This is a genomic window from Agrobacterium sp. 33MFTa1.1 (assembly GCF_004328495.1).
Classification (GTDB): domain Bacteria; phylum Pseudomonadota; class Alphaproteobacteria; order Rhizobiales; family Rhizobiaceae; genus Agrobacterium; species Agrobacterium pusense.
Genome location: NZ_CP036359.1, coordinates 1,862,881 through 1,885,949, shown reverse-complemented (window position 1 = coordinate 1,885,949; position 23,069 = coordinate 1,862,881). Strand labels below are relative to the sequence as shown.

Here is a 23,069-nt window from a genome sequence, read left to right as displayed (position 1 = left end):
CTCACAGCTCACGCACTCTCTGCCGTCTGACGATCCAGATGAAAAAGGGTGCGCCGACCAGCGCCGTGACGATACCGACATCGAGTTCGGAGGGCCGCGCGACGATGCGGCCGACAATATCGGCGGCCAGCAGCAGGCAGGCGCCTCCAAGTGCAGAAAATGGGAGGAGCCAGCGATTGTCCACCCCGACCAGCGAGCGGCAGAGGTGAGGCACCACCAGACCGACAAAACCGATCGGGCCGCAAATGGCGGTGGCAGCGCCGCACAGAAGAATGGCACCGAAGGATGCCATGGTTCTGGCGACGGCAACGTTTTCTCCAAGGCCGGCGGCCAGCTCGTCGCCAAGCGCCAGTGAATTCAACTTCCGCGCCGAAAGCAGGCTTACGACGAAACCGGCAGCCAGAAAGGGCAATACGGTCTCGATACGTTCGAAGGTCGCCCCGCCGACACCACCGACCTGCCAGGCGCGGACGCCGCCGGCGATATCGCTACGCGGCAACACCACGGCGATGACGAGCGACGAGAAGGCGACGGAGGTGGCGGCACCCGCAAGTGCGAGTTTCAGCGGCGTGGCCCCGCCTCGCCCGAGCGAACCGACAACATAAACGAAGATCGCGGATGCCCCCGCCCCGGCAATTGCCGTGACGATGAAGGCCTGAGCCGAAGCGATGCCGAACCAGACGACGCCGATGACAACGGCAAGCGACGCCCCCATGTTCACGCCGAGAATACCGGGGTCAGCAAGCGGATTGCGCGTGACCCCCTGCATGATCGCGCCGGCCAGCCCCAGCGCGGCACCGGCTATAAGCGCAAGCACGGTGCGCGGCAGGCGCACAGCAACCGTCGCTTCTGCAACCGTTTCGACACGGCCACTCACCCCACCAAGAATATCCGCAAATGAGACCTCACGCGTGCCGATGGCAACCGACAACGCACATAGCAGCCCGAGAAGCGCCAGCACCGCGCCAAGCCACGCCATCCGCACGCGGTTCGAGCGCCCGGCCAAAAGCACGGCAGCCGCTTTGCCAGATCCGGACATTGTCACTGTGATTTCCCGGACTTACCGGCGGCCCTTGCCAGAAGATCGGCATAGTCCTTCAACACCCATGAAATCGACAGAGGCGTTGGATTAGAAGCCGTGCCGAGCGGATCGCGCCCCAGCATAACGACAGCATCGTTTGAGACGGCGGGCATCCGGGCGAGAAGCGGATCAGCGCGCATGGCACTCAGCAGCGGCTCGCTACCATAGGTCACGATGATATCGACATCGTCGAAGGCATCGACGCGCTCGGCGCTGATACCGGCAGCGAATTGCCCAGGCCTCGTTGCCTCCGCGACGCTTTTGGGGGACGCAAGGCCAAGATCTTTGAAGAACTTCACTCTGGTATCATTGGCCGTATAGAAATTGACAACGCTGAGATTTGTGGCGTCGAGATGGGTGACAAACATGGCCGACTTGCCCTTCAGTTGCGGGTGGCCGGCAACGACCTCGGCTATTTCACCCTCGATGCGCCTGATGAGCGCCTCCCCTTCTGCGGCCATTCCAAGACCGGCGCTATTCAGCCGGATCATGTCGCGCCAGTCCGTCGCCCATGGCGAGACAGGATAAGCGACCACCGGCGCGATCCGGCTGAGCGTGTCGTAATCCGACTGGCTGAGGCCGGAATAGGCCGCGAGGATGACATCCGGCTGCGTTGCCGCCACAGCCTCGAAATCGATGCCGTCACCCTCGTCGAACAGCACAGGCTTTGGCGCGTCGAGCTCAGATAGCCGCTTCGCCACCCAGGGCAGCAGCCCGTCACCGTCATCATCGCCGAAGTTGGCGGCGGCAAAGCCGACGGGCACGATGCCGAGCGCCAGCGGCACCTCATGGTTGGCCCAGGCGACAGTGGCGACCCGCTCGGGCTTCTTCGCAATCGTCGTCGTGCCGAAAGCATGTTTGATGGTGACGGGATAGGGTGCCGTCTCCTCCGCCACAGCTGTATTCTGTGCGATCACGGACAGAAAAAACACGAAGACCGGTAGAAGACCACAAAACAGGCGGGGCATGAGCGAGGCTTTCAAAGTTCAAAAGTGGACTTGAATTCTCAGCTTCAATTGCCCCCGTCAAGTCCGGTGAGGAAATCGTTCCGCAACAGCGGTGAAATTTCCGGGGTTTTGTACAAAACCGCAAAAATCTACAATACCGGACAAACATTCTCAAGTTATTGGGCGCATCGAGAGTGGTCCGTGAAAACGGCGATCGGGGCATTAATTTCTGGAACCTACCAATGAATATCGAAATCCAAGGCAGAAACCGCAAAACCGCGCGACGTCTCCACGGGAAAGCGGCCCTGCTGACCTGCACGGCGCTTGCCGCATCCATGCCCGGCCTTCTCGTGGCGCAGGAGGCTGCCAACGCGGGCGGCAGCACGGTTCTGGAGACCATCACCATCGACAGCGGTGACAATGATCAGAAATCGATCGTCGCCACCCGCACGACGAGCGGCAGCAAGATGGCGACCGATATTCTCGACACACCTGCCTCTGTCTCTGTCATCACCGCCAAGGAAATGCAGCAGCGCGGCGTGCAGACGGTAGAAGAAGCACTGCAATACACCGCCGGCGTCACCACGGATTTTTACGGCTCCGACGACCGTTTCGACTATTTCAAGATTCGCGGTTTCGACGCTTACATGTACCGCGACGGCTTGACGCTCGGCCGCCCCTTCGGCGCGCTGCGCGAAGAAACCTATGCCTATGAGCGCGTCGAAGTGATAAAGGGCGGCAATTCTACCACCTTCGGCGTTTCGGACCCCGGCGGTTCGGTAAATTACGCCACAAAAGTGCCGAAACATGCGCGCTTCGGCGAAGCCTATGTGACCGGCGGTTCTTATGGCCGCGCCGAGACCGGCTTCGATTTCGGCGACAACATCACCGGGGACGACACTCTGTCCTATCGTCTGACCGGCAAGCTTCGCAACGCCGATGCGGAATATGACTATTCCCGCGACGACGAGAAATTCTTCATGGGCGGTCTTACCTGGCGTCCGACCGACGCCACCAGCCTGACTGTCGTTTACGACCACCTTAACAAGGATGGCGTTCCCGGTGGCGGCGGCCATCCCGTCGGCTCGCATTTCGACCGGAGCCGCTTCTTCGGAGAACCCGACTACAACTATCGCGGCACGAACCGCAACTCGCTGAGCGTGATGTTCGATCACGATTTCGGATCCGGCCTGACCCTGAGTTCCAACGCCCGCTACAGCAAGGCGAATACGGACTTCGGTTATGCCTATATATCGTCGACGCCGACCAACGGTTCGACCATCGCCAATCGTTCTTATTTCGGCAACGACACCGAGACCGAAAACTTCCTGATCGACACGCGCCTGCAATATGACACGCGGTTCGACAACGTCGAAAGCCGAAGCCTGGTCGGTGTTTTCTACAATGACTACACCTCCGGCAGCAAAAGCTACTTTGGCGCTGCACCGAGCATCAACTGGATGAACCCGATCTATACCGGCGCGCCCTCTTCCGTGCCGCTCTATGCGGACTCCCTGACGGACCAGAAGACAAGAGCGCTCTATCTGCAGCAGGACCTGACCTTCTTCGACAGGCTCACCATCAGCGCCGGCCTTAGAAACGACTGGATCGACACCGACCAGACAAACCGGCTGAACCGCACGACGGCGAGCGGCGACATCAGCGAACTCACGAAGCGCATTGGTGTGTCCTACAAGATAACCAACGAGATCGCGCCCTATATCAGCTATGCTGAATCGGTAGTGCCCGCGTCCGGTCTCACCGTCGAGCCGGAGCGCGGCGAACAGATCGAACTCGGCGTGAAGTACCGGCCGGACGCTTTCCCGGCTCTTTTCACTGCCTCGATCTACGATCTGAAAAAGAACAACATCACCGTCACAAGCCCGATCACCAGCCTGCCCACAACGATCGGCGAGGTGCGTGTGCGTGGTCTTGACCTCGAGGCCAAGGCTGAGGTCACAGACAGTCTCAGCCTGACGGCAGCCTATTCCTATCTCGATGCGGAAATCACCGAAAACGGCACTGGCGGCAATGTCGGCAACAGGCCGCAGTTTGTGCCCGAACATCAGGCCTCACTATGGGTCAACTATACGCTTGCGGGCAACGACCATTTCGGTGACATGACGTTCGGTCTCGGCGGCCGCTATACCGGCGCCTATTATTTCGACAACGCCAACAAGGTCGAAACCGGAAGCAGTGTGACCGTGGATGCGGCATTCAGCTACAAGATCCAGGAAACCGCCTCGCTGGATGTCAATGTCTCCAACCTTTTCAACGAAAAACACGTTTCTTATGGCGGGTTCGGAGCAGACTTCTACAATCCAGGCAGGGCGTTTTCGGTTACCCTGCGCAAGACATGGTGATGTAAGATATCCACGATATTTCAATATATTGTGGATATTTCCTGATGCACGATGTCATGCTCTGGCTTGCCTCGAGATTCAAACAGGCGGTCGCCCGCCACCGCCTACGCATCAGGACGCAAATCCCGCCTTTTCAAAGCAGCCTGTGCAGACGTCGCCAGGCAGCAGGTGTGTTACCCACTGACTGACGGAAAGCCTTGGTCAGATGAGCCTGATCGGAAAAACCGAGCTGGGCAGCAATATCGGCCACCGTCAGATCGCCTTCCAGCAGAAGTTTCTGTGCGGCATCGATACGCCGCTCAAGTTGCCATTGCAGAGGTGTTTTGCCGGTTGTCTGGCGAAACACCGTGGCGAACCAGCTTTCCGATAGCCCGACAATATCGGCCATCTCGGCGACCGTCATGCGGTCATCACCGCGCTTTTCCACGCGGGCGAGTAACCGGTTCATTTGCGCCTGCGTCAACCTGCCATTGGCCTGCTCGGGCGTTGGTTCGGGAATATCCAGCAAGCCGGCAACAATACTGCCGACAAGGCTTTCGGCATAAAGCGGATGTTTCTGCGGCTCGGCCAGTTCATCCACCATCAGGCGCGCCAAGGTTTCCACTCCGCCGATATCCTGTATCTCGACCGGACGGCGTAACGCGGTCATGGCCGCCGAACCGCCGACCGCCGGGGACAGGAAGCGCAGGAGCCGGTCCTTGTGAATATGCAGGTTGAGATGGGAAAAACGATGCGTGGCGTTGCTGCCCGTCCACATGGGCACGCCTGCCGGCACGTAAACCGCCCGCGTCATCGGCCGCGAATGCTGCGAAAGCTCGCCGTCGCGATTTGATATGCGGATCCGTGACGAGACGTCGTTGAAGAAAATCATGATGCGCGGATCGGCGGCGAGATAATACCCTTTCGCCCCCACTTGGCTCTCCGCCTCCCAGAAAGCGCTGACCAGCCCGTCGAACTGGCGCCACTTGACCGGCGCGGTGACGCTGATCCCTTCCGTGTACCAGGTCATGGAATGCCAGAAACCCAATGCAATTACCGTCCGGTTGTCGAGCCGAGGCCGAGGCGTGGAAACAAACGTGGCACAGGGCAGTCGTGGCGATCACCCTTCACGCCGCCATAACATGACTTATCTATTCATGTTAATAGCAAAGATCATTATGAATAGAAACATTCTCCCCCCAAATGGCTGGAACCTCTGCCCGGGACGACCGTTGAATTCCTGACAGGAACCAAACGAGGGAGATTATTCATGGACCGCAACAAGGAACCCGGCGACTTCGCAGAGAAGAAGCGCGAGGAACAGGGCCGCGGCGTCATCGTCGCCGGACCGGATGCCCACGAGAATGAAAAGAGCGGCAGAACCCCGTCGCAAGGGGCGGAGAAATCATCCCCGGAGCGTCCGGTGCCGTCTTCCGACCGTCGGTGAGCCGCCGCCGCGTCCAGCACATTTGCGCAACGCGTGTGAGGGCGCCAAGCCGATCTACGAGAAGTCGAAAACAAAAGCGCCTCCCCGATCACTCAGGGAGGCGCTTCTTAGTGGCAAACAGGCTCGTTACAGAAGATCGAAACGGTCCGCGTTCATCACCTTCGTCCAGGCGGCGATGAAGTCGCGGACGAATTTTTCCCTGTTGTCGTCCTGTGCGTAGACTTCCGCATAGGCACGCAGGATCGAGTTCGAGCCGATCACGAGATCGACACGAGTGGCGGAGTATCGTGCCACGCCAGTCCTGCGGTCACGAATCTCATAGAGATTGTTGCCGGTCGGGACCCAGGAAAAGGCCATATCCGTCAGCGTCGTGAAGAAGTCGGTCGTCAGGGCGCCGGGCTTGTCAGTGAACACGCCATGTGCCGCACCGCCATAATTGGCGCCGATGACGCGCAGGCCGCCGATCAGCACTGTCAGTTCCGGCGCAGTCAGGCCGAGAAGCTGGGCGCGGTCCAGCAGCAGTTCTTCGGGGCTGACAACATAGTCCTTCTTGATCCAGTTGCGGAAACCATCCGCCAGCGGCTCTAGCGGAGCGAAGCTGTCAGCATCCGTCTGCTCGGCGGAAGCGTCGCCGCGGCCCGGTGCAAACGGCACGGCGATATCGAAGCCGGCCGCTTTCGCGGCCTGTTCCACGCCGTAATTGCCGGCCAGAACGATGACATCCGCGATGCTCGCACCGGTTTCACGGGCAATCGGCTCGAGAACCGAAAGCACATGGGAAAGACGGGCGGGCTCGTTGCCTTCCCAATCCTTCTGCGGTGCAAGACGGATACGTGCACCATTGGCGCCGCCGCGCTTGTCCGAACCGCGGAAGGTGCGGGCACTGTCCCAGGCGGTGGCAACCAGATCTGCGACCGGAAGACCCGAAGCGGCGATCTTGGCCTGTACGGCAGCCACATTGTAGCTCGTGGAGCCTTCAGGCACCGGGTCCTGCCAGATCAGGTCTTCTGCGGGAACGTCCGGCCCGAAATACCGGGATTTCGGCCCCATGTCACGGTGCGTCAGCTTGAACCATGCGCGGGCGAAGACTTCCGAGAAATGATCCTGATCGTCCTTGAACTTCAGCGAAATCTCACGGTAGATCGGATCGACCTTCAGTGCCATGTCCGCATCCGTCATCATCGGGATGGTGCGGATCGAGGCATCCTCGACGTCAACAGGCTTGTCTTCTTCGGCAATGGTGATCGGCGCCCATTGCGATGCACCGGCGGGGCTGTGCGTCAAGGTCCACTCATGCTTGAACAGCATGTCGAAGAAGCCATTGTCCCACTTGGTCGGATGGCTCGTCCACGCGCCTTCGATACCCGAGACGACGGTATCACGACCGATGCCGCGGCCCTTGGTGTTGATCCAGCCAAGGCCCTGATATTCCGGGCCTGCGGCTTCCGGATCGGGGCTGAGATTGGCCGCGCTGCCGTTGCCGTGCGACTTGCCGATCGTGTGGCCGCCGGCGGTGAGCGCCACGGTTTCCTCGTCGTTCATGCCCATGCGCGCGAAGGTCTCGCGCATCTGCGCCGCCGTCGCCAGCGGATCGGATTTGCCGTTCACGCCTTCCGGATTGACGTAAATGAGACCCATCTGCACGGCGGCAAGCGGGTTTTCCAGCGTTTCCGGCTTTGTCACGTCGCCGTAACGACCGTCGCTCGGCGCCAGCCATTCCTTTTCATCGCCCCAATAGGTGTCCTTTTCCGGAGCCCATATGTCTTCACGGCCGAAGGCGAAGCCGAAGGTCTTCAGGCCCGCAACGTCATAGGCAATGGTGCCTGCGAGAGCGATTAGGTCTGCCCAGGAAATCTTGTTGCCGTATTTCTTCTTGATTGGCCACAGCAGGCGGCGGCCCTTGTCGGTGTTGACATTATCAGGCCAGGAATTCAGCGGTGCAAAACGCTGGTTGCCGGTGTTGGCGCCGCCGCGGCCGTCCGTTACGCGATAAGAGCCGGCGGCATGCCAGGTGACACGGGCCATCATACCCACATAGCTGCCCCAGTCGGCCGGCCACCAGTCCTGACTGTCGGTCATCAGGGCCCGAAGATCGGCCTTGAGGGCCTCGACATCAAGCGTCTTCAGCGCTTCGCGATAGTTGAAGGAGGTGCCAAGCGGATTGGTCTTGGTGTCGTGCTGATGAAGAATATCGAGGTTCAGCGCGTTCGGCCACCAGTCGGTCACCGATTTGCCGGAAGCCGTATTGCCTCCGTGCATGACGGGACATTTGCCAGCCGGTTTTGAAGTTGCGTCCATTTCGCCCTCCGATGGGTTTAGCAATTAAACAAAATAAGTTCGACACGGGCAGCGGTATGAATCAGCGTTCGCAACGGGTTACTGCCAACCGCAGCGACACTGACGGCCTTTCACAGCTACAGCCTCTTTCTGTCATGATGATGACTAACAGGCGGGTTCCATAATTTCCAATTGTATATTCTAAAGGCTGCGATATGCTGAGCTTATGATTGCGCTCTCCATGAAACATCTCCGCTATTTTGACGCTTTGGCGAAAATCGGCCATTTCGGGCGTGCTGCCGAGGCCTGCGCCATTTCACAGCCCGCCCTTTCGCTCCAGATCCGTGAGCTGGAAGAACTGATCGGTGCGCCGCTGGTCGAAAGAGGCAGCCGGCAGATCAGGTTGACCACTCTTGGCGAGGAGTTTGCCGAGCGCACCCGCGCGATCCTTCAATCGGTCGATGAGCTGCAGGATCTGGCGCGGGCTCGGCACGGCCCGCTCAGCGGCCGCCTGCGCATCGGCGTCATTCCGACCGTCGCTCCCTATCTTCTGCCACAGGTCATCAAGACGCTTACGAGACATTACCCCGGGCTGGAAGCACGTCCGCGAGAGGCGGTGACGCAAAAACTGATCGAGGACCTTCTGGAGGCCCGGCTGGACATGGCCATCGTCGCCCTCCCCGTCTCGGAACCGTCGCTGGAGGAAATCCCGCTATTTTCCGAGGAATTCATCCTGGTGCGGCCGATGGAGGATGCGGGCATGCCGGTGCCGAGCGCCGACAAGCTCGGCGAAATGCGCCTGCTGCTTCTGGAGGAAGGCCACTGTTTCCGCAATCAGGCGCTATCCTTCTGCAGCACCACGAATGCGCCGCCCCGCGTGCTGATGGAGGGCAGCTCACTATCCACCCTGGTGCAAATGGTCGGCGCCGGCATCGGCGTCACACTCATTCCACAAATGGCCGTCGACATGGAGACAAGGCAGTCCACGGTCTCGGTCTTCCGTCTGGCGGAACCGCGACCGTCCCGCACCATCGGTATCGTGTGGCGGAAGAGTAACCCGCTTTCGGCGCAGTTCGCTCATATTTCGGAGATCGTCCGAGACTGTGGTCTTCAGAAGCTCGGCCTCACATCCTGATGGCTACGATCTCAGGTCTTCATGCACTTCGGCCTTGCGGGCCCTTCCGTTTGCCCTTTGGCTTGAAATCGACCAGCAGCGATTTCAGCTCGATATCCCTGACCCTTCTTGCGGCCTCGTCCGGGCGAACCCATTCCACCAGGCGCTCGCCACGCTCCTTGAATTTGGTTTCCGCGCCCGTCACCTCGATCTGAAACACGTCCACGACGCAGGGCACGACTTCGCCATCATCGAGCATCTTGAGATAGGTATAGCGGCCGACCGCTTCCTTTCTGACCCGGCCACGAACACCGGCCTCCTCCCAAGCCTCAATTGCAGCGGCCTCATGGGGCTTCTTGCGCTTCATCGGCCAGCCGCGCGGAATGATCCAGCGACCGCTGGTGCGTGAGGTAACGAGCAGGATTTCGACATTGTCATCGCCCCCGCCATATCTAAAGCACAGCGCAGCATATTGCTGCCGGAAAGCGCCTGTGAAGAGCTTTTCCGGAACCGCAGCAAGCTGCTGAAGCAATGTCAGGGGGCGGGCCGGGCGGGATTTCCGGCTTTTTTTCGTCGATTTCATATCCGTTGATAGTGCTGATTTTCCGGGTTGCATCAATGCCCCGCGTGCATTTATGACAGTTTTATGACAATTACCCCCCCACAACATTAAAAGCGCCACTGAGGGCCAATTCGCATGATGAGCTTTTTCCGCAAACTGATGCCGCGCGAGGATCGTTTCTTCGACCTGTTCAGCAAACATTCCGAAACCGTCATCAAAGCGGCCGAAGCCCTGGACAGCCTGTTGAGCGGCGTCGATGTCGAAAAGAACTGCGATCTCATCGTTGCCCTCGAACATCAGGCGGACGACATCACCCGCGACGTGTTGCTTGCGGTGCGACGCAGTTTCATTACGCCTTTCGACCGCGGCGATATCAAGGACCTTATCCAGTCCATGGATGACGCCATCGACATGATGCACAAAACGGTCAAAACCATCCGTCTCTTCGAGCAGAGCGAATTCGACCCGCTGATGAAGGAGATGGGCCATGAGATCGTGCGCGCGGCTAGCCTGATCGCAGAGGCCATTCCGCTTCTCGAAAAGGTCGGCACCAATGCCCAGCGCCTGTCATCGATCGCCGAAGAGATCACCCGCGTCGAGGGGCGCTCCGACGACCTGCACGACCAGGGACTGAAAGACCTGTTCCGCCGCCATGGCGCCGCCGGCAATGCCATGGCCTACATGATCGGCAGCGAGATCTACGGCGAACTCGAAAAGGTGGTTGACCGCTTCGAGGATGTGGCCAACGAGATCAGCGGCATCGTTATCGAGAACGTCTGATGGATGTCGCACTTGCACTGCCGCTGCTTGTCGGCCTCATCGCCATTGCACTGTTCTTCGATTTTCTGAACGGTCTTCACGACGCCGCAAATTCCATTGCCACGATCGTTTCCACTCGGGTGCTGCGGCCGCAATATGCCGTTGCGTGGGCGGCCTTCTTCAATTTCATAGCCTTCCTCTTCTTCGGCCTGCATGTGGCGGAAACGCTCGGGACCGGTATCATCGATCCGGCCATCGTATCTCCGCAGCTGATTTTCGCGGCGCTGATCGGCGCGATCGTCTGGAACATCGTCACCTGGATTTTCGGCATCCCCTCCAGTTCGTCGCACGCCTTGATCGGCGGCCTCGTTGGCGCAGGTCTGGCAAAGGTCGGCTTCAATTCCATCGTCTGGTCGGGGCTGCTGAAGACCGTCGGCGCAATCTTCATGTCACCGGCTATCGGCTTTTTCCTCGCGCTGCTTCTGGTGCTTGCGGTATCGTGGCTTTTCGTGCGGCAGACGCCCTTTGCAGTCGATCGCACCTTCCGCGTCATGCAGTTCATCTCCGCCTCGCTATATTCGCTGGGCCATGGCGGCAATGACGCGCAGAAGACCATGGGCATCATCGCCGTGCTGCTGTTCAGCCAGGGACATCTCGGGGAGAGTTTCTACGTGCCTTTCTGGGTGGTGATTTCCTGCCAGTCTGCCATGGCGCTCGGCACCTTGTTCGGCGGCTGGCGCATCGTGCATACGATGGGTTCAAAGATCACGCGGCTCAACCCGATGCAAGGTTTCTGCGCTGAAACCGGCGGCGCATTGACACTGTTCGGCGCCACGTGGCTCGGCATCCCGGTCTCCACCACGCATACCATCACCGGTGCCATCGTCGGCGTCGGGGCCGCACGGCGCGTCTCCGCGGTGCGTTGGGGACTGGCCGGCAACATCGTCATCGCCTGGATCGTGACCATGCCGGCCGCGGCACTGATTTCCGCTTCCGTTTACTGGCTGACGTCGCTGTTCGGCTGACTCCCTGCCCCATCGGCCCCTCCCGGAACAAAAACCACACCGTGGCGGTTTGATCCGGGAGATCAACGGGCAAGCGGATCGCGGGAAATGGCACGTCAGGTTTTCTGGAAGGGTTATCTGAAGCTCTCGCTGGTGACGGCCTCCGTATCGCTGACACCTGCAACGACAGAAGGCAACAAATACCGCTTCCACGTTCTCAATCGCAAGACCGGCAATCGCGTCGAAAGCCGTTATGTCGACAGCGTCACCCATCGCCCCGTTGCGGCGAAAGACCAGGTGAAGGGTTTTCCCCGTGGCGAGGACGATTATGTGCTGCTCGAGGATGACGAGATCGATGCCGTAGCGCTCGAAAGTACCCGCACCATCGATATCAAGACCTTCGTGCCAAAAGGCTCCATAGACTGGATCTGGTACGACCGACCGCACTTTCTTCGCCCGGAAGACAAGATAGGCGCCGAAGCCTTCAGCGTCATTCGCGAGGCCATGACGGCAAACGGCGTTTTCGGCATTGCCCGGCTTGTGCTCTACCGGCGGGAACGGGCCGTGCTGCTGGAACCTTCCGGTAAGGGCATCATCCTGTGGACATTGCACTACGGCGAGGAGGTGCGCGAAAGCATCGACGCTCTCGACCCGAAGATGAAACTTGAAAAGCCGCTACTGCAGGCCATGGAAAAACGCATTTCCAGCCAGATGACGGAGTGGAAACCGACGTTGGTTCAGGACCCGATTCAGAAAAAGATCAAGTCGCTGCTCAAGAGCAAGGGCAATGAAGCGCCCGCCTCGAACAAGAAGGCCGGCACCAAGGCCCGAACCGGCGGCAACGTCATCAACATCATGGACGCTTTGAAGAAAAGCATCGCGGCCGAAAAGAAGCGCTGAGACGCGGTCTTAGCGCGCCTTTTTCGGCAAAACCTCCGCGGCGGCAAAAAAGCCCTCCCAGGGATCATTCTTCAGTGCAAAAAGACGTGGCCCGATATTGTTGACCGTGAAGTGGGCAGGACCGATATCGGCCGTGAGTTCGGACCATTCGAGGGGGGCGGAGACCGCCGCACCCGGCCGCGCCCGGGTCGAATAAGGCGCCACCGCGGTATTGCCGCGACCGTTGCGCAGATAGTCGATGAAAATCCGGCCTTTGCGTTTTGCCTTGGTTGCGACCGAGAGATACCTGTCCGGCTCGACCTTCGACATCTCTGCGGCCATGGCTTTGGCAAATGCCTTGACCGCCGTCCAGCCCGCCTGCGGCTTCAGCGGGGCAACTACATGAAGCCCCTTGCCGCCTGATGTCTTGACGAAAGCTGCCAGACCCGCCGCTTCAAAACGCCGCTTCAGTTCGAGCGCCGCCTCTATCACATCCTCCCAGGAGACATCCTCGGCGGGATCTATATCCATGGTGATCATATCCGGCTTTTCCCAGCTCGCGGTGGTCGCTCCCCACGGGTGGATTTCAAGCGCCGCAGACTGCACGAGCGCCATCATGCCGTCAAAATCGGTGATGCGGATCAGGGGCTCACCGGCCTTGTCCTTTGGATCCCTGATCTGTTCTATGGCCTTGTTGATGCCGCGCCAGGCGTGTTTCTGGAAAAACCGCTGCCCTTCTATACCCTCCGGGCAGCGCAGCAGCGCCAGCGGCCTGTTGACCACGAAGGGCGCCATCTGCTTCCAGACCTGGGCATAATAATCGGCAAGACCTTCCTTCGTCACGCCGTCATCCGGCCAGTAGAGGCGCTCCGGGTGAGTGAACTGGATGGCAGACTGCGGCGGCCTGGTGTCGTTCACGGCCTTCTCCTCGCGTTCAATTTCTTGAGCAGGCTTATCCTTCGTCCTTTTGGGCTCAGGGTCTTATCGAAGCTGCCTTTGGCGTTATGGGTCTGCAATCCATGGATCAGCTCGCTTTCCGCGACGTCTTGCGGCCTGACGGCTTCGCTTTTTTTCCAGCGTCTTCCCTTGCGCTGCGACGAAGCGCCTCCTTGAGATCAATCACATTGTCATGTTTCTGCGGCGCCCGCTTGCGGATTTCCCGGCCTTCAATCTTGGCTTTCACCAGCTCCGCAAGGGCATCGTTGTAACGGTCGCTATAATCGGAGGGATCGAAGGTGCCGGCCCGCGTTTCGATGATATGACCGGCAAGTTCCAGCATTTCGTCATCGAACTCGATGTCCGGGATGGATTTGAAGACGGTGTTCTCTGCCCGAACCTCGTAACCAAAGTTCAGCGTGGTTGCGACGAGCGCCCTGCCGCTCGGCCGGATGAGGACCACGCGGTTACGCCGGAACAGCACGGCCTCTCCGAGGGCAGCAACATTTTCGTCTTCCATCGCTCTGGCGAGAAGCGTCAGCGCCTCCTCGCCACCTTCCTGTGTCGGCGCTAGATAATAGGACCTATCGAAGAAGAGCTTGTCTATGTCGTCGCACTGGAGGAAATGCCGGATGCGGATGACCTTGTCATTTTCCGGCATCAGCTTTGAGATTTCGTCACCCTCGATGACGATGTAATCGCCATTATCGCGTTCGTAGCCCTTGACCTGCTCGTCCCGTTCGACCGCCTCGCCGGTATCACTATCCACATATTGCCGCTCCACGCGGTGCCCCGTCTTGCGGTTGACGATGTTGAACGAGATTTTCTCCGACGAGGTGAGCGCGGAATAAAGACCGATTTCACAATTCAAATCACCAAAGACCAAATGGCCTTTCCAGCTTGCCCTCCTGGTCATGACGCCCGCCCGTGATTGTCGTTACGCGACGAGCGGCCGCCATTCCGGTCTGCGGCAAGAATGCGCTCGATGGCAGGAACGTCCGCTTCCGCAAGGACCGGCACAGGGTCGGAGGCCATGGCCTCCAGCACTTCAGGGGAAAGGCCGCCATTGCGAATGACCCATTCCATGGCTTCTCTCGTCTGCCTCTCCGCCTTCAGCTGCGCGTAAAGGGCCAGTATCAGCCGGTCGCGTACATCGAAGGGTTTTGCATCCGTTTGTGATCGTCGTTCGTGCCTTTTCATGTCTGCTCCTCGAACAGCCAGCTGACGCCAAAGTCATTGTCTCAGGCAATACCCTTGCCGCCGGTCACGCCGTAAACCTCACCATTGATAAAACTGCCGTCCTGCGATGCGAGCAGGACATAGACCGGCGCAAGCTCCACCGGCTGGCCGGGGCGGCCAAAATCGCTATCCTTGCCAAAATTGCGCACCTTTTCGGGGGGCTGGCCGCCGCTCGGTTGCAGCGCCGTCCAGAACGGGCCCGGTGCGACAGCGTTGGCGCGCACACCCTTGTCTATCAGCTGCTTCGCGAGCGCTTTGGTGTAGGCCACGATGCCCGCTTTTGTGGTCGCATAATCCAGCAGGATTGCAGAAGGCTCGTAGGCCTGTATCGAGGCCGTGGTGATAACGGAAGCGCCTGGCTTGAGATGAGGAACGGCGGCCTGCGCAATCCAATGAAGAGCATAGAGATTGGTCTTCATTGTGCGGTCGAAATCTTCGGTCGACAGTTCCTCGATATTCTCGCGATATTGCTGTCTCGCGGCATTGATTACCAGAATATCCAGGCCGTTGAGATCGCCAGCCGCTTTTTCGACCAGTTCGCGACACCACCCTTCATCGGTAATGTCGCCGGGTAACGCCACCGCCAGACGGCCCTCTGCCTCGATGAGCGCGACCACCTCCTCGGCGTCGGATTCCTCTTCAGGAAGGTAGGAGATAGCGACATCCGCTCCTTCCCGTGCGAAAGCGATCGCCACCGCACGGCCGATGCCGGAATCGCCGCCCGTTATCAGCGCCTTGCGACCGGCAAGTTTTCCCGAGCCCCTGTAGCTCTTCTCCCCATGGTCCGGAAGGGGCGTCATGTTGGTCACCAGACCGGGCATCTCTTGCTCCGGCGTCGAAAAAGGCGGGCGCGGATACTGGCTGCGCGGATCCTGGGGCTCGAGGCGGTCTGTCATTGCGGGCTCTCCCAATAAAAGGTGTCCATTCGTTGCGCGCGGCCTGGGAAAAGCTGATCCGACAGCTTTGTCCGAGCGGCTGTCCGGCGCCGGAAAGGGCACGGACAACGCGGCGCGCCACGCCCAATCCTAACGATCTGCGCAGGCTCTCGTTCCATGAAATCAGGCTGGGAGGATGAATGGCCGAGCGTGGAGGCCGACATGGAGATGGCCGGCAGCGCGCCCCACGCGCTGCCGCGCCTTCCTCAAACAGTATATTTCTTCCGCGTGGTTGTACCCGCGGCCTGTGCCGGCGCCACATCCGGCTTGCCAAAGAGATAGCCCTGAGCCTGCGCGCATCCTTCATCGACGACCATGCGATATTGCGCATCGGTTTCGATTCCTTCCGCCGTTACCGGCAGATCGAGGCTGCGGCCAAGGCCGATAACCGCGCGCACGATGGCACGGGCATTGTCGTCATCGCTCATGGCGGCAATGAAGCTGCGATCGATCTTGATCTTGTCGAAAGGGAAGCTCTGCAGGTTGCTGAGCGAAGAATAACCCGTACCGAAATCATCCATGACAATGGCAACGCCAAGCGCTTTGAGCTGGGTCAGAATTGTCAGCGTCGCCTTTCGGTCTTTCAGCAGGGCAGCTTCGGTGATCTCCAGTTCCAGCCGGTTGGGCGAAAGGCCGGTCTGCATCAGGATGGTGCAGACGACATGGCCCAGATTGGCCAGGGAAAATTGCAGCGGCGACACATTGACCGCGATTTTCAGATGCGGCGCCCAGGTGTTCGCCTGACGGCAGGCCTCGCGCAGCACCCATTCGCCGAGCGAGATGATGATCCCACTTTCCTCGGCGATCGGGATGAACACGTCCGGAGGCACCACGCCTCTTGTGGGATGCTGCCAGCGCACCAGCGCCTCATAACCGACGACCTCACCGCATTCGACGGAAAGGACCGGCTGGTAATTCAGCACGAGCTCATCACGATTGATTGCCAGCCTCAGATCCGTCTCGAGCTGGCGACGCTCGCGCGCCTCCTGATCCATCAGTGGGTCATAAAAGGCCAATATGCCACGGCCGCCCATCTTGGCCCGATAAAGCGCGAGATCGGCGGCATGCAGGATGCTTTCGTCGTCTTTTCCGTCGCGTGGAAAGACGGCAATACCGATGCTGACACCGACGGCGGTCGGATCATTGGCGGCATTCATTTTCAGGGCGAACATGGCGAGGATCGTCTCGGCAAGCAGGCGCGCTTCTTCCGCCTTGGTATGCCGCGCGGTCAGAATGACGAACTCATCACCCCCGAGCCGGGCGACCACATCGCCAGATCTCGCGCATTCATCGAGAATCGCCGCGACTTTCTTGAGAACCCTGTCGCCTTCGGCGTGGCCGAATATATCGTTGACCGCCTTGAAGCGGTCGAGATCGAGCGCCAGCAGCGCAAATTCGTCGCCCTCGCCGCAATGTTCGATCTGCTGAAGCAGCCGCGTCTGGAACATGGTGCGATTGGAAAGGCCGGTGAGCACATCGTGGCGGGCAAGATATTCGATCTCCCGCTGCGCCTCACGCTTCTCCGTCAGGTCGCGAATGGCCATGACCTCGCAGGGACGACCTCGGTATTCGATGGTGCGCACGGCGAGTTCGAACACCTGCGCGCGGTCGGCGCGCTCACGTATGGCCTCTACGGGCGCATTACGGGGTACATAGACGGGTTGCCCATCCGCGGCCCGGAAAAGTTCATCGGGATTCTTTCCGACCAGCGACGTTTCATCGCGCCCCAGCAGGCCTGCGAAACGCGTATTCAGCTCGACGATGCGGCCATCGCGCACGACCGCAAGGCCGTCCAGTGTCGCGTCGACGAGACCCTTGAGGTCGACGAGATACCGGTCCACGAGCGCCGCAGTCGCCGTTGCGGAAAGGATCAGGAATGTCACGCCGGAAACCGCGCCGATCATGATCAGCCGGCCGAGATTGTCGGGGTCTGGTCCGGAAATGGAGGGATCGGGTGAGAGAACGGTGGCCGACACCGCAGTGAAATGCAGCGCGCAGATTGCAAGGATCGACGCTGCGGCGGGAAAAACGATGCGCTTCCAGGAGCCGAGGCGGTGAAACAGACAGGAGGACAGAAGAAAAAACGCCCAGGCGACGGCAAAACCGCCAAGAACAGCCCCCCATTCGTAGCTGACCGTGGCGGCGACATCTATTCCCGCCATTCCGACGAAATGCATTACGGCAACGGACAGCGTCAGCAGGGTGGCAGAAATCACCGGGCCGTAGATTGCCTGCGTGCAGGCATTGAGCGCCAGCCAGAAGCCGAGTACGGCAAGAACGGCCGAGAGAGCGGTGAAGGAAAAATCGAAACCGATGGGAACAGTGCCCTTATAGGCGAGCATGGCGACAAAATGGGTGGCCCAGACGCTTAGCCCCGCCGCAAAGGCGGCAACCAGGACCCAATAGGGCTTTCGGCCGGAGGGACTTTCCTCAGCGCGCAACAAGAGGTGAAAAAAGGCGAGCATTCCCAGCAGACAGATCAATGCCGCAAGAAGCACGATCTCCCGATCGTGTTGGACGGCAACGCATTCCAGCACCGTGAACATGATGCACTCTCCCAGCCTCTGAAGAACCGCTCACGATGGCACTATGAAAGTGGTTTATTTATAAATCTCTAATGCAACTATTGATATCTGCCTCTACTCAACAAGAATCCTGAGTAGAGTCCGGGCCGGTGTGCCAGGCTGTAACGCTTTTGGCAAACCGACCCGACTGCACAAAGGAAAACCCTTTATTTCCAGCTTTGATAATCCGCGGCGGCGCAGCCAAACGGAGCCCGGCCGTCAGAGAAGCGTTCTTGCAGGCGGGCGCAGCCCCACTCGTTGAGTGCCGCCGGCAGCATGTTGTTGATGTCCATGCCGGGGGAATTGAATTGCGACGGAGCGCTTGTGACATACCACAGCCAGTAGCCCATCACCGCCACCATGATGACGGCGAGGATGGCGACGAAAGTCCCGAGCCGGCGCAGGAGACCGGGCCCCTTGTTCATCGACGCGGCCCGGGCGGCGGCAGCCTCCTGTGTCTCGTGCGCGACCATCGGGGCGAGCGATGCGAGAGCTTCCGCCCGCTCCTGTTCCGTCAGGTCGATCCGCTCCAGCTGATCGTCAAGCAGGACAGGCAAGGCGCCGTTACCATGCAGGACTGCAAGTGCCACATCCTGTTTGCCGGTATTGCCGATGACAACGGGAATGCGACCCCGTTCCAGATGCGTGAAGGATTGCCGCTTGGTTTTATCGTCTCTGACCGTATCGGCATAGGTCACAAAAAGGCGGCTGCGTTTTTCGGCAACGGCCGTCAGCGCCACCGGAATAACGGTCAAAGGGGCCGGGTTGCGTAGCTGCAGGCGGACCCGCAGCATGCGGACAAGTGTGAACAGCATGGCGAGACTGCCGAAACCAAGCAGAAAGACGAACACGCCGAGTGTAATGATGCGGTTCCAGAGCATGTCCAGACCCAGCGAAATCGTTGCGAGTTCCGGGTTCGTCGCGGAGATGACCAGCCCGGTTTCGTAATCGCCGGAATGGAGATCGACGAACATGACCTCGACATCCTTCTTGTAGCTCACGCCCGCATGGTCGTAGGAAAGATCGGCCTTGCAGGTCGTGAAGATCGCCTTGCGTGTCTTGCAGCTGCCGCTGATATCGCCGTTTTCAATCTCCAGCGGATCCTGGCTGATCTTGTAGTCACGCACGACGCCCGGGCCTTCGGCTACCAGCATGACAATCGTGATTACGAGAAGCACGGGAACTGAGAAATAATAGGCTGCCGGCACCGAAATGACGCCACGTTTGAGGCTGAGTGGCCGAGACGGAAGTTTTATCTGTGCAAGGTTCATAGTCGTCAACGCATTCTTCGGGAGGTAGGTGAGCGGAGTTCGCGACTCTCGCCCGACGGTAGGAAAAGTTGCCGCACGGTCTAAACCGATGAAGTCCTTGAGAAAACCCCCTGAAATTATGGGATGGCGCACGACTATTTCCCGTACCGGCGCTGTCTACCTGGTCAAACTGCGGGAGAAGACCCGGGCGCATTTGCCCAGTCACGCAAAAAAACGGGCGGTAAAACCGCCCGTCACCTGTTTCGCAAATTGTCCTTTGCCGTCAGTCCTTCGTGACCTTTTCAAGCCGGGTCGTCTGGCTGGGGTGGCCCACATAATCCTTGACGCGCGCGTTCAGCACGATCGGCTCGAATCTCTCGAACATCGGCAGCACCGCCGGCTTCTGCGCGACGAACATTTCCTGCATCTGGGTGTAGATTTCCCCGCGCTTCTTGGCATCAGGCTCGAGTGACGCCTTTGCCGTGAGCGCGGTCAGTTCCGGAATATCCCAGGCCGAGCGCCAGACGAAATTGCCGGCGTTGTTGGCGGCAAGCGAGTTGTCCGGGTTGCTGGAGAACTGTTCCATCGAGCCCAGAACATTCGGCATGTAGGCTCCGGTCTGCGGGATGAGCAGATCAAAATCCCGCGCGCGGTGCGCCGCAATCACGTCCGAGCCGTTACCCTGCTGGATATTGACCTTGATACCGATCTGGCTGAGCGTGGCCTGGATCGCGGTGGCGAGGTCGATGCGCGGCGTCTGCGCGATCGTCTTCAGATTGAGCGTGAAACCGTTCTCGTAGCCGGCCTCCTTGAGGAGCGCTTTTCCCTTCTCCACGTCGAGCTTCCAATCCGGGCTCGGAATGGCATATTCGAAATTCTCTGGTACCGGCACCGTGCGCGCCCGGCCGTAGGGACCCATGATGGTCTTTTCCATGCCCTTATAGTCGATGCCGTAGGCGATCGCTTCGCGGACCTTGGGGTTGGACAGAGGCTCCTTGCCGGCATTCATGGACAGGACGTAAAAACCGCCCGTCGGCACACGCTGGATCTGGAAACCGTCCTTGTTGTTGAAGATCGCGAGATCCGCAGCCGTCAGCGCGCTGGCGATGTCGATATCGCCGCGCTCCAGCATCAGGCGCTCAACCTGGCTTTCCGGCACATGCCGCACGATGACGCGGCGCATTTTGGGGCTGCCGGCCACATAGTCCTTATTCGCCTCCAGAATGATAATCTCATTCGGCGACCAGCGGTTGAGGGTGAAAGGGCCGGAGCCGGCCGAATTCGTTCTCAGCCATGCATTCCCCCAGTCATCATTGACCTCGTGGGACTTCAGTTCCTTGCTGTCGACCACGCTGGCAATGACCATGGCGAGGCGATAAAGCAGCAATTCCGAAGTCGTTTCACCCGAAAGATCGACGCGAACCGTTTTTTCATCCGGAGCACTTACCAGCTTGTCGATGTTGTCGGCATTGTAGCCCACGCGCTTGAGGTTCGCTGCGGCCGCCTGGTTCATCTTCAGAAGGCGGCTGAGCGAATAAACCACATCGGCCGAGGTCACCGGGTTACCGGAGGCGAAATTCGCCTCGCGAAGATGAAAGGTGATGCCTTTCTCATCCGTTTCCCAGCGCTCGGCGAGCTGCGGCGAAACCTTGCCGGAACCGTCCACCGAGATCAGGCGATCATAAAGATTGGCCATGATTTCGTTGGCTTTTGCCTCGGTGGCCTGATGGGGGTCGAGTGACAGCACCTGGGCCAGCGACGTGCCGATAACCAGCTGGTCGTTGGGGGTTTTGGCCGCGACGGGCGATCCCTGCACGAGCAGGGCGCCAAGAACGGTGGTGAATGCGAGACGGATCAATGTTTTTTTCATACCTGCTCCTCCTACAGATCGGTAATTGATGTTCGGGAAAAGCCGCGACGCAGCGGAGCGTCGCGGGCCAAAACGGTCAAAGATGTTTGTTATCAAGTGCTTCGATCAAGGCTGCGATGTAGCCGTAGCAGAAGGCGAAAGCGACGCCGACGGGATCGCGTCCGGCAATCGTCGGCACATGGTCCGGCATGATCATGTAGCGATAACCGAGTTCGTGATAGAGTTTCAGCGAGCGCACCATGTCCATGTCCCCCTCATCGGGGAAAGTCTCCATGAAGGACAATTTCCCGCCGCTGATGTTGCGGAAGTGGACGTTGAAAATCTTGTCGCGGCTGCCGAACCAGCGGATGATGTCGTCGATCTCCTCGCGCGGATCATCAAGCATCTCGCCGATTGACCCCTGGCAGAAATTCAGGCCGTGATAGGGGCTCTCGCGCATCTGCACGAACTTCTTCAGCCCATCGACCGTTCCGAGCACACGGGTGACGCCCCTGTAGCCTGGCGGTGTATAGGGATCATGGGGGTGGCAGGCGAGACGCACCCTGTTGCTTTCGGCAACCGGCACGACGCGTTCGAGGAAGTAGTCGATGCGTTCCCAGTTCTCGTCTTCGGACAGAACGCCGGCGAGGCCCGGTGCGGCATCATGGTCCGCCTTGTCCCAGCGCCATGCCTCGTTGAGCGAACCGCCACGGCCGCGCTCCATCTCCGTGCGCGGAATACCAATGAGGTTGAGATTGTATTTCGCGGCAGGAATTCCAGCCCTCGCGATGTTTTCGATCATCGTGCAGACGGCATCGATCTGCCGGTCGCGATCCGGGCCGGCAAGCAGGATATCGGGATATGACGCCTGCTCGATGGGCCGGGACGGCAACGGCAGTTGCACCATATCAAGGACAAGCCCAAAGCTTTCGACCTTGTCACGGTGGCGCTCGAAATCCTCGAAAGTCCAGCTCGCGGGTGCTCCGGGCGGATCCGCGCTGATGTTTTTGACGCCGAGCTGCGCCCAGACCTTGTAATCCTCGTCATCGCGCGCAGCAACCTGGGTGCCGACATACATCGATTCTCTCCTCTCTCCATGCAAGTCATCATATGACATCGCATGAAATAAGATGAGTGTCGAGATGCTATTGCGCCTCCGAGAGCAGCCTGTATCGCCGCTGGCTTGCCAGCATGTGTTCACGCATGGCTTTTCGGGCCGCATCGGGATCCTGCTCGACGATGGCGCGCAGGATTGCCTCGTGTTCGGCCTGCACTTTGCGAAGATAATTCGCGTCGCCGGTTTCAGGCAACGTTGGGAACTGCCCACGCGGTATCGAGCGTGAACCGAACTGGCGCAATGCCTCCAGATAGAAGCGGTTATTGGTTGCGGTCGCGATGGCCGAATGGAATTCGTAATCCGCATCGACGGTCGATTCGCCAGCGTCGATGGCACGGGCCATTTTCCGGTGCGCCGCGGAGATTGCCGCTTCCTGCTGGGCCGTCCGGCGATAGGCTGCGATCGCCGCCGCCTCCCCTTCCGTTGCCAGGCGGAACTCCAGCATTTCCAGCGTCTCGGCAATGGTGCCAACTTCAGACTGCGTCAGTTTCACGCCGGCCCATTCACTGTCGCTACTGACAAAAACCCCCTTGCCCTGGATAGGGACGACGTAACCGGCAGAACGCAAATCGGCAATCGCTTCGCGGACCACCGTCCGGCTCACGCCATAAGCGCGTTCCAATTGCGGCTCCGTGGGAAGCTGGTCGCCATTTTTCAGTTTTCCACTGCGAATTTCTGCGCTGAGATTATCGATGATCTGTTGCGCCCGCCTCTCCCGCGGCCTCGCTTTGTCGCCAATCATGCCAGTCTTCCCTCTTGCAGAATAC

General features: G+C 59.5%; 19 protein-coding genes and 1 pseudogene. 6 read left to right on the top strand and 14 right to left on the bottom strand.

Going from position 1 to position 23,069, the window contains the following annotated elements:
- Nucleotide 1: 1 nt before the first annotated feature.
- Entirely contained in the window at nucleotides 2–1,039 is a 1,038-nt protein-coding gene (locus EYD00_RS22395) for a FecCD family ABC transporter permease (RefSeq protein ID WP_502685801.1), read from the bottom strand.
- Between the two features lie 2 nt (nucleotides 1,040–1,041).
- Nucleotides 1,042–2,049 carry an iron-siderophore ABC transporter substrate-binding protein gene (locus EYD00_RS22390; protein ID WP_034498498.1) on the bottom strand — a complete coding sequence of 336 codons (1,008 nt, stop codon included), beginning with the start codon at nucleotides 2,047–2,049 and terminating at the stop codon, nucleotides 1,042–1,044.
- 221 nt (nucleotides 2,050–2,270) lie between these two features.
- On the opposite strand from EYD00_RS22390, the gene EYD00_RS22385 reads away from it, so the two are divergent.
- The gene (locus tag EYD00_RS22385) at nucleotides 2,271–4,391 is read left to right on the top strand and encodes a TonB-dependent siderophore receptor (protein ID WP_034497980.1); all 2,121 of its coding nucleotides are present in this window, start codon (nucleotides 2,271–2,273) and stop codon (nucleotides 4,389–4,391) included.
- A 133-nt stretch (nucleotides 4,392–4,524) separates the two neighbouring features.
- Here the strand turns inward: EYD00_RS22385 and EYD00_RS22380 are convergent, their stop codons facing one another.
- The gene (locus EYD00_RS22380) at nucleotides 4,525–5,418 is read right to left on the bottom strand and encodes a helix-turn-helix domain-containing protein (protein WP_022563809.1); all 894 of its coding nucleotides are present in this window, start codon (nucleotides 5,416–5,418) and stop codon (nucleotides 4,525–4,527) included.
- A 222-nt stretch (nucleotides 5,419–5,640) separates the two neighbouring features.
- On the opposite strand from EYD00_RS22380, the gene EYD00_RS22375 reads away from it, so the two are divergent.
- Nucleotides 5,641–5,817, top strand: coding sequence for a hypothetical protein (locus EYD00_RS22375; protein ID WP_004444725.1), 177 nt, complete (start codon nucleotides 5,641–5,643; stop codon nucleotides 5,815–5,817).
- A 126-nt stretch (nucleotides 5,818–5,943) separates the two neighbouring features.
- On the opposite strand, the gene katG is transcribed toward EYD00_RS22375, so the two are convergent.
- The gene (gene katG / locus EYD00_RS22370) at nucleotides 5,944–8,115 is read right to left on the bottom strand and encodes a catalase/peroxidase HPI (protein ID WP_034497983.1); all 2,172 of its coding nucleotides are present in this window, start codon (nucleotides 8,113–8,115) and stop codon (nucleotides 5,944–5,946) included.
- Nucleotides 8,116–8,320: 205 nt separating this feature from the next.
- On the opposite strand from katG, the gene EYD00_RS22365 reads away from it, so the two are divergent.
- Nucleotides 8,321–9,229, top strand: coding sequence for a hydrogen peroxide-inducible genes activator (locus EYD00_RS22365; RefSeq protein ID WP_034497985.1), 909 nt, complete (start codon nucleotides 8,321–8,323; stop codon nucleotides 9,227–9,229).
- A 19-nt stretch (nucleotides 9,230–9,248) separates the two neighbouring features.
- On the opposite strand, the gene EYD00_RS22360 is transcribed toward EYD00_RS22365, so the two are convergent.
- Complete coding sequence (locus EYD00_RS22360; RefSeq protein WP_034497986.1) at nucleotides 9,249–9,791, bottom strand: NUDIX hydrolase; 543 nt, start codon at nucleotides 9,789–9,791, stop codon at nucleotides 9,249–9,251.
- Between the two features lie 114 nt (nucleotides 9,792–9,905).
- On the opposite strand from EYD00_RS22360, the gene EYD00_RS22355 reads away from it, so the two are divergent.
- The 3 genes from EYD00_RS22355 to ku (EYD00_RS22345) all read left to right on the top strand — a co-directional run bounded on the left by EYD00_RS22355 (nucleotide 9,906) and on the right by ku (EYD00_RS22345) (nucleotide 12,433).
- On the top strand, nucleotides 9,906–10,550 hold the full coding sequence (locus EYD00_RS22355; protein WP_022563805.1) for a DUF47 domain-containing protein: 645 nt from the start codon (nucleotides 9,906–9,908) through the stop codon (nucleotides 10,548–10,550).
- Nucleotides 10,550–11,554 (top strand): inorganic phosphate transporter, encoded by a 1,005-nt coding sequence (locus EYD00_RS22350; RefSeq protein ID WP_034497988.1) that lies wholly within the window; start codon nucleotides 10,550–10,552, stop codon nucleotides 11,552–11,554. Before EYD00_RS22355 ends, EYD00_RS22350 begins: the two co-directional genes overlap by 1 nt.
- A gap of 87 nt (nucleotides 11,555–11,641) precedes the next feature.
- The gene (gene ku / locus EYD00_RS22345) at nucleotides 11,642–12,433 is read left to right on the top strand and encodes a non-homologous end joining protein Ku (RefSeq protein ID WP_004444750.1); all 792 of its coding nucleotides are present in this window, start codon (nucleotides 11,642–11,644) and stop codon (nucleotides 12,431–12,433) included.
- Nucleotides 12,434–12,442: 9 nt separating this feature from the next.
- On the opposite strand, the pseudogene ligD reads toward ku (EYD00_RS22345), so the two are convergent.
- The 9 genes and pseudogenes from ligD to EYD00_RS22300 all read right to left on the bottom strand — a co-directional run.
- Nucleotides 12,443–13,372: pseudogene (gene ligD, locus EYD00_RS22340) on the bottom strand (non-homologous end-joining DNA ligase); the annotation flags it as partial.
- Nucleotides 13,373–13,436: 64 nt separating this feature from the next.
- The gene (gene ku, locus EYD00_RS22335; RefSeq protein ID WP_034497990.1) at nucleotides 13,437–14,264 is read right to left on the bottom strand and encodes a non-homologous end joining protein Ku; all 828 of its coding nucleotides are present in this window, start codon (nucleotides 14,262–14,264) and stop codon (nucleotides 13,437–13,439) included.
- Nucleotides 14,261–14,548, bottom strand: coding sequence for a hypothetical protein (locus tag EYD00_RS22330; protein WP_004444758.1), 288 nt, complete (start codon nucleotides 14,546–14,548; stop codon nucleotides 14,261–14,263). The genes ku (EYD00_RS22335) and EYD00_RS22330 overlap by 4 nt, the downstream gene beginning before the upstream one ends.
- Nucleotides 14,549–14,589: 41 nt before the next feature.
- Entirely contained in the window at nucleotides 14,590–15,483 is an 894-nt protein-coding gene (locus EYD00_RS22325; RefSeq protein WP_004444761.1) for an SDR family oxidoreductase, read from the bottom strand.
- A gap of 245 nt (nucleotides 15,484–15,728) precedes the next feature.
- Nucleotides 15,729–18,068, bottom strand: coding sequence for a bifunctional diguanylate cyclase/phosphodiesterase (locus EYD00_RS22320; protein ID WP_034497992.1), 2,340 nt, complete (start codon nucleotides 18,066–18,068; stop codon nucleotides 15,729–15,731).
- Between the two features lie 185 nt (nucleotides 18,069–18,253).
- Nucleotides 18,254–19,357, bottom strand: coding sequence for a hypothetical protein (locus tag EYD00_RS22315; RefSeq protein WP_034497994.1), 1,104 nt, complete (start codon nucleotides 19,355–19,357; stop codon nucleotides 18,254–18,256).
- A gap of 262 nt (nucleotides 19,358–19,619) precedes the next feature.
- Nucleotides 19,620–21,206 carry an ABC transporter substrate-binding protein gene (locus EYD00_RS22310; RefSeq protein WP_034497995.1) on the bottom strand — a complete coding sequence of 529 codons (1,587 nt, stop codon included), beginning with the start codon at nucleotides 21,204–21,206 and terminating at the stop codon, nucleotides 19,620–19,622.
- 76 nt (nucleotides 21,207–21,282) lie between these two features.
- On the bottom strand, nucleotides 21,283–22,263 hold the full coding sequence (locus EYD00_RS22305; protein ID WP_022563796.1) for a mannonate dehydratase: 981 nt from the start codon (nucleotides 22,261–22,263) through the stop codon (nucleotides 21,283–21,285).
- A 67-nt stretch (nucleotides 22,264–22,330) separates the two neighbouring features.
- Nucleotides 22,331–23,044 (bottom strand): FadR/GntR family transcriptional regulator, encoded by a 714-nt coding sequence (locus EYD00_RS22300; RefSeq protein ID WP_004444769.1) that lies wholly within the window; start codon nucleotides 23,042–23,044, stop codon nucleotides 22,331–22,333.
- Between the last annotated feature and the right edge of the window lie 25 nt (nucleotides 23,045–23,069).